The organism is Elusimicrobiota bacterium, assembly GCA_018816525.1.
Classification (GTDB): Bacteria; Elusimicrobiota; Endomicrobiia; order CG1-02-37-114; family XYA2-FULL-39-19; genus OXYB2-FULL-48-7.
Genome location: JAHIVV010000044.1, coordinates 1 through 4,935, shown reverse-complemented (window position 1 = coordinate 4,935; position 4,935 = coordinate 1). Strand labels below are relative to the sequence as shown.

Below are 4,935 nucleotides of genomic sequence, written 5' to 3'. Positions count from 1 at the left end.
CTTTGTTTCGACCGTTGGAATCAATGAACGCGTGATAAAAGACTATATAGAGCAACAAGGCAAAGAAGATATTGGACAAGCGAAGCTTGAGTTAGGAATTTAAATGCCCCGAGCGTAAGCTCGTGGGATATTTACTGAAAAGAGTATTTTTCTGCGGTGTTCTGCCTTCCAAGTATTCAGGCAGGTGGCGGGGCTGTCCTCAATTTGATTTCGCAAAGGAAAAGCGGAATTCCCCCCAACCCCCTTCCTTTTTGCCCGCCTGCTTGGGCTTCGCCCCCAAAACTTTTCGGCAAACGGATTTTTCGGCGGACGGATTCTTTTCCTTGCCCCACCACCCGTGCGCGGAAAAGACAAAGGTACTCCCTTTTTTCTTTACTATTTCCAAATATTTTGGTAATATTATATTGTAGTTATGAAGTTTAAACATAATTCAATTATACCACAATTTAATATTACTAATAAAATATGGTAGAGTCAAGTAAAATCAAACGAATAAGGGAAAAACTAGGTTTGTCGCAAGAGAAACTAGCTCGGCTTGCCGATGTTTCTAATAATACGATAATTAACATTGAGGCAGGGAAACAACAAAACCCCACAGTTGATACACTTAAAAAAATTGCCAAAGCATTAAATGTACCAATTGAGGATTTAATAAAATAAAAATATGACAAACGATACTTTAGACAAAAAAGAAGCTATAAAATCAATTGTTCATGCCTCTGTAGAATCATTTGCAGTGGGTTTTCAAGGTAGACACGAGGGTGAGTTAGAAGATCCCGAGGGTACTTTAAATATGAAAATTCACAATATTTTTATTGCAGTTCTTGGACCAGAAATACAATACTACACTGCCCTTGTGCGTTCGCTTGATAGCTCTTTGGGTAATATGCTAGAAAAAATGGCAATCAATATTGCAAAATTGACTTATGAAGTTAAGCAAAGCGTTGCAGGACCACTTAGCCTTAAACAAACTCAAGACATGGCAGAATTGTTAGAAAAATATAAACGCCGAGAAGTTAGACCGCCGACAACAGATGATTATCAATTTTTGCGTACCAAACCAACAGAGCAAGCACTTGTAACAAAAAGGCATGATAGCGATTATTATTTGATTGATAAAGAAACTGGGGAAAACTTTTTGATTGAGTTAAAAATAGGTGGTGATCTTGATAATAAAAAAGCTCGTTCAGAGAAAGAAGCCTGTCAGATCAAGGATATAACATTGTGCTTGAAGCTTATAAAGAAAAAGCTGGTCTTATTAAAACTTCACTAGATTCAATCAAAAAAACTTATTTGGGATAATCTATATATGCAAACACTTATTAAATGGCCTGGTGGCAAAACACAAGAGTTTCCTTACATCAAGGATTTAATCCCGACTTTTGATCGTTACATCGAGCCATTTTTTGGCGGAGGTGCAATTTTCTTTCAACTAAAACCACAAAAAGCGATTATCAATGATATTTGTAACGAACTCACTGATTTTTACAGCTTACTCAAAACAGAAAACGACAGAGAAGAATTTAAAAAAGAATTATATGACTATGTTACAAATTGGGAAAAAATCCCAAAGTACATCACCATTTTTGAAAATCAAATAACCAGGCTCTATGAGAAATATAAAAAAGATGAGATTGCCAAAGCGGAATTATCAAAACAGGTAAACTCTATCCTCACAAAAGAAGAGGATCGGTTTAATGGACTTTTTCTCAAAAAGTTTTGTTTGGACGAGCAAAATCTATTAGAACAGATTACCTCAAATTTGATTTCAAAAATTAGCAGGACGAGAGAAATTGAAAAGCAAAGAGGAAAATTACCCGAGGGCGATCTTCAAAAAAATATTGAAACCGCATTTAGAAGTGGGTTTTATATGCACTTTCGAGATGTGATGAATTTCAACGGCAATAAATATAAAATAAGTTTGCCAAAAAAAATCGCTAATTACTATTTCATAAGAGAGTTTTGTTACGGCTCAATGTTTCGTTTTAATAAAAGTGGTCATTTTAATATCCCATATGGCGGTATTGCGTATAATACAAAAGATTTTCGCGGGAAAGTCGATTATATATTTAGCGATGAAGTAAAAAATCTTTTTAAAAATACTGTTATCAAAAATCAAGATTTTGAAAAGATTTTTAATGGGTATCAATTTTCAAAAAACGATTTCATTTTTCTTGACCCACCATATGATACTGATTTCAGTAATTATGAGAAAAAATCTTTTGAGAAAAAAGATCAAGAAAGATTGGCGGGGTGTCTTTACGACACAAAAGCAAACTTTATTCTCATAATCAAAAACACACCTTTTATTTCGAGTTTATACAAAAATAAAAAAGGAATAAAAATTGATAGATTCGACAAAACCTATCTCTACAATGTTAAAGGCAGAAATGATAGAGAAGTTGAACATCTTGTCATTTATAACTTTTGATGTCGTATGCAAAAATTTATCAACACAATTATACACGGCGATTGTATAGAGGAAATGAAAAAACTCCCCAATGATTCTGTTGATTTAATTTTTGCCGATCCACCTTATTATTTACAACTTCCGAAAGGAAAACGATTAAAAAGAGCCGACGGCTCTGAAATTATTCCAGTTGATGATTACTGGGATCAATTTGAAAGCTATGAAGATTACGATAATTTTACTCAAAATTGGATTAAGGAGTGCCAAAGAATTTTAAAGCCAACAGGCACATTTTGGGTTATCGGAATGTATCACAACATTTTCCGAGTTGGGACAATAATGCAAAATTTAGGACTTTGGTTTTTGAATGATGTGATATGGGTAAAAACTGACGCTCTGCCGAATTTAAATGGTCGCCGTTTTACAAATAATCACGAAACAATAATCTGGTCGGTAAAAAATAAGGATTGCAAAAAATATACTTTCAATTACGAATTTCTAAAGAAAATGAACGGCGGTATTCAAATGAAAGATACCGATTGGGTCTTTGGACTTTGCAGGGGAAAAGAAAGGTTGAAGGATGAAAATGGCATAAAAGCGCACCCGACACAAAAGCCGTTGAAACTTATCCAACAGGTTGTGCTGACAGCAAGCAACAAAGGAGATTTGGTTTTCGATCCGTTTATGGGAAGCGGAACAACTGCCGTTGTTGCCGAAGCATTAGGACGAAAATGGATAGGCATTGAGAGAGATGAAAAATATGTTGCACTTGCGCAAAGTAGAATAAAGGATTTTTTAAGTACGCGAATATGAAAATAAACAAAATTACAGTCACAAACTTCCGCTCTATAAAATATGCAGAAATTACTGCTGATAAATTTAATGTTTTTGTCGGGCAAAACAACCATGGGAAAACAAACTTTTTCGAAGCGATAGATTGGTTTTATGGCGCGAAGGGCGATATCGATAAAATTCGCTTTATGCGAGATGGCAATGCTGAAGTTTGTGTTGAAATTGAATTTTCAGAAATACAAGACGGCATCGCCAAAATGAAGAATGAGAAAAATAAAACTGCAATCAAAAATCTTCTTGGTGAAAACGATACTGTTAGAGTAAAGCGCATTAGTAGTGATTCAAAAACGCGGAAAATTTTTGATACGAACAAAAACGAATGGTTAGCAAAAAATCCGACTGGTTTCGATTCTGCTTTCAACGACTTTCTCCCCAAATTTGAATATGTGAGTACTCAAATAAATCCGATGGAGATGGCAAAGTATGGAAAGAACACTCCTATCGCAAATATGCTCTCCGGTGTTTTGACTGCCATTTTAGAACAGAATAAAGATTACGCCGCCTTTCGTGAAAAATTCGATGAACTTTTTACCGCCCCAGAATCAGAGGTTAGAGTAAAACTGGATGAATTAAGCGGTAAGGTGAAAGTGTGTCTAGAAAAACAATTTCCTGACTGCAACAAAGTTGTTTTTGAAGTAGCCGAGCCAGTTTTTGAAGATTTACTCAAAAATTTTGATACCTCAATTGATGATGGTGTTTACACCGACGCAGACGAGAAAGGCGACGGTATGCAGAGAGCGTTGATGCTTGCCATTATTCAAACTTATGCCGATTTTCGTCGCGAACATGAAGAAACAAGTAAATTTTTCTTGTTCTTCATTGATGAAGGCGAATTACATTTACATCCGTCCGCACAAAGAAAACTCAAAAATGCTTTGTTGGAATTAGCGAAAGGTGGCGATCAAGTTTTCATCAATACTCACTCCTCGGTTTTAGTTGTTGATGAACATGACGAGCAAACAATTTTCAAAGTTGAAAAAATAAACAAAGAAACAAACATCGCACCGATAACCGAAATTGAAAAGCCATTTGTGGTTTATGAGCTACTCGGAGGAAGTCCTGCCGACCTACTTTTGCCAAAAAACTTTTTGATTGTTGAGGGTAAAAGCGATTTGGAATTTGTGAATAAGGTTATTGAGCGTCATTATTCTGAAAAACCTCGTGTCCAAATAGTTCCCGCCGATGGCGATCTTATTCAAACGCAACGCTCGTTCAATGCGATTGTTCAAGTATTCAAACCGCTTGAAACTAGTATCTACAAAGACAAGGCGGTAATTTTCGTAGATAAGCAAGCGGATATAACTCAGCGCGACACATTTTTAACGAATCATGCCAATTTACAAACCAACGGACAATTTTTTGAATCAACGGCGGCGAGTATTGAAGAATATTATCCGACTACATGGCAAAAAGTAGCCGCCGATGTGAAAAAAATGTCCGGTGATGATAAACTGAATCAAGCCAAGTCCGCAGGAGATGGTATTTCAAAAATTGATTTTGAGAGTCAAATGCCAAAATTATTTGAAGCATTGAGTAAGTGTTGGGAATTAGCTTATAATTAGAAAAGTCCGCCGAAAAGTTTTGGGGGCGAAGCCCAAGCAGGCGGGCAAAAAGGAAGGGGGTTGGGGGGAAGGAATTTTTGCCCGCCTGCTTCCGTTCCCGTTCCGTTTGAG

The 4,935-nt window shown here is 36.2% G+C and carries 5 protein-coding genes; all 5 read left to right on the top strand.

Features of this window, described 5'->3' with window-relative positions; all coding sequences use genetic code 11:
* The first annotated feature begins 465 nt into the window (after positions 1-465).
* The 5 genes from KKH91_04465 to KKH91_04445 are packed head-to-tail and all read left to right on the top strand — an operon-like array spanning position 466 to position 4,824.
* Positions 466-660, top strand: a complete 195-nt coding sequence (locus KKH91_04465) for a helix-turn-helix domain-containing protein (GenBank protein MBU0952062.1) — start codon at positions 466-468, stop codon at positions 658-660.
* Positions 661-664: 4 nt separating this feature from the next.
* Positions 665-1,273 (top strand): TdeIII family type II restriction endonuclease, encoded by a 609-nt coding sequence (locus KKH91_04460; protein ID MBU0952061.1) that lies wholly within the window; start codon positions 665-667, stop codon positions 1,271-1,273.
* Positions 1,274-1,309: 36 nt separating this feature from the next.
* Entirely contained in the window at positions 1,310-2,431 is a 1,122-nt protein-coding gene (locus KKH91_04455; protein MBU0952060.1) for a DNA adenine methylase, read from the top strand.
* Positions 2,432-2,437: 6 nt separating this feature from the next.
* Positions 2,438-3,223: a site-specific DNA-methyltransferase gene (locus tag KKH91_04450; protein MBU0952059.1), complete on the top strand. Its 786-nt coding sequence runs from the start codon at positions 2,438-2,440 to the stop codon at positions 3,221-3,223.
* A complete protein-coding gene (locus KKH91_04445) occupies positions 3,220-4,824 on the top strand; it encodes an ATP-binding protein (protein MBU0952058.1) in 1,605 nt (534 codons plus the stop codon). Before KKH91_04450 ends, KKH91_04445 begins: the two co-directional genes overlap by 4 nt.
* The last annotated feature ends 111 nt before the right edge of the window (positions 4,825-4,935 follow it).

Excerpts from the sequence above, each read along its gene's own strand:
- KKH91_04445 (MBU0952058.1), top strand. The coding sequence starts at position 3,220 with ATGAAAATAAACAAAATTACAGTCACAAACTTCCGCTCTATAAAATAT.
- KKH91_04455 (MBU0952060.1), top strand. The coding sequence starts at position 1,310 with ATGCAAACACTTATTAAATGGCCTGGTGGCAAAACACAAGAGTTTCCT.
- KKH91_04465 (MBU0952062.1), top strand. The coding sequence starts at position 466 with ATGGTAGAGTCAAGTAAAATCAAACGAATAAGGGAAAAACTAGGTTTG.
- KKH91_04460 (MBU0952061.1), top strand. The coding sequence starts at position 665 with ATGACAAACGATACTTTAGACAAAAAAGAAGCTATAAAATCAATTGTT.
- KKH91_04450 (MBU0952059.1), top strand. The coding sequence starts at position 2,438 with ATGCAAAAATTTATCAACACAATTATACACGGCGATTGTATAGAGGAA.